General features: G+C 72.9%; 2 protein-coding genes. One reads left to right on the forward strand and one right to left on the reverse strand.

Annotated features, from left to right (window positions below):
• Positions 1–189: 189 nt before the first annotated feature.
• Positions 190–1260 carry an alpha/beta hydrolase gene (locus tag CCN39_RS46095; protein ID WP_086853313.1) on the reverse strand — a complete coding sequence of 357 codons (1071 nt, stop codon included), beginning with the start codon at positions 1258–1260 and terminating at the stop codon, positions 190–192.
• Between the two features lie 141 nt (positions 1261–1401).
• Between CCN39_RS46095 and CCN39_RS46100 the strand changes: the two genes are divergently transcribed.
• Positions 1402–1739: helix-turn-helix transcriptional regulator (locus tag CCN39_RS46100; RefSeq protein WP_143264429.1), on the forward strand; the 338-nt coding region annotated here is incomplete at its 3' end.

The raw sequence follows: 1739 nt of genomic DNA on the forward strand, positions 1-1739 counted from the left end.
CGCCGGGCAGTGCCGGCGCGTGCCGCTGGGCGTAGTGGCGGGTCTGCCACGCGGCGCCTTCCGACTCGGTCAGCCACGGCGTCCGGTAGGAGCATTCGCCACACCAGTACCGGTAGTTCGCGGCCATCGGGCCTCCTTTCGTCCGGGGATCCGGGCCGGGCGGCCCCCGTCACCGCCCGGCCCGGAAGGTCAGGGGTGCCGCAGCGTCCGCATGAGCAGCCCGACGAAGTGGTCCATGTCCGCTTGCAGGCACGGCTGCTGGTTGTGCTTGCCGGTGCAGCCGGGCGCCCACGTGCTGCCGTCGCCGTAGTCGGCGAAGGTGAACGGGATGCCTTCGGCGGTGAGGTGGGCCGCGGTGACCAGGTTCGTCTCCCGCGCGCGGTTTTCGACCACCGCCTGGAGCGGGTCGACGGTCAGGTCACCGCCGTTGCCGGTGTAGAGCGCGACGCCCATGCCGCGCAGGGCCGAGACGTGCTGGGCCGGGCTCTGCGCGTTCCAGATCCCGTCGAACGGCCAGATCGGCGGGCCGAAGATCGCGTCCACTGACGTCGTCGGCGTGCCGGACGCCGGATCCAGCGCGGTCTCCGCCACCACCGCGCGCTGTTCGGAGTTCTGCAGGTCCAGGCCGCCGGAGAAGCTGCCGACGTAGCCGAAGAGGTCCGGCCGGTGCTCGGCGTAGTGGACCGCGCCGAAGCCGCCCATCGAATGGCCGGCGATCGCGCGGCCGGCCCGGTCCGGGATCGTCCGGAGGTTGGCGTCGATCAGCGGGATGACCTGCGTGAGGTGGAAGTCCTCCCAGTTCTGCGGCCCGAGCGCGCCGGGGTTGACCCAGTTCGAGTACCAGCTGCGGCCGCCGTTGGGCTGCACGGTGATCAGCGGCGCCGACCGTGTCGACGATTCGGTGATTTCGAGGTTGCGTGGGGTGTTGGGCAGGTCGGCGTTGCCGTGCAGGGAGTACAGCACCGGGTAGCGGGTGGCGGCGGAGCTGTCGTAGTCCACGGGCAGGGTGACCATGACGACGTGCTGCCCCGGGGTCTGGCCCGGCAGCACCGACGGCGTGGGCACCTGGTCGGAGCGCACGGCGAAGGTGAAGGTCCGGTGGTTGCCGTCGACCCAGGCGGGCTGCCGGGTGACGGCCAGTCCGAAGCCGTCGGCGAACGGCGGTGGCCCGCTTTCGGCGGCCGCGATCGGTGCCGCGAGGGCCGAAGCGGCGGCGATGACGGCGAGCAGTGTTGCTGCGCGTGCTGGGTGGCTTTCCATGGTGGTTCCCCTCTCGTTCCGCTGGTGAGCTTGCGGTTTGCGCAGGTGGGGGCACCAGGACGCGGACCGGCCAAATAAGGCCGGTCGGCACGCTAGGGTCGATCGGGAACGCAACCGGCGCTGCTGGGGGGATGCGCGCAAGTGACGAGCGGGTTCGGGGCGCTGCTGCGCGAACTGCGGCGGCAGGCGGGGATGACGCAGGACGAGCTGGCCGAGCGGTCCGGGATAGCGGTGCGCACGATCGGCCGCCTCGAGCGCGGCGAGGGCAGCAATCCCCGCCTGGGCACGGTGAAGCTGCTCGCCGACGCGCTGGGGATCGCACCGGCGGACCACCGCAGGCTCCTCGCCGCGGCAGCCGGCGGCGACCTGGCCGCGGCGGCCGGCGGTGACCTGGCTGGGGCGCCCGGCGGTGACTTGGCTGGGGCGGCCGGTGGTGACTTGGCCGCGGCGGCCGGTGGTGACTTGGCTGGGGCGGCCGG

Source organism: Amycolatopsis kentuckyensis, from assembly GCF_002155975.1.
Classification (GTDB): Bacteria; Actinomycetota; Actinomycetes; order Mycobacteriales; family Pseudonocardiaceae; genus Amycolatopsis; species Amycolatopsis kentuckyensis.

What these genes read in the sequence shown, in the direction of transcription:
- CCN39_RS46095 (WP_086853313.1), bottom strand. Translation starts at nt 1,260, where the DNA reads ATGGAAAGCCACCCAGCACGCGCAGCAACACTGCTCGCCGTCATCGCC.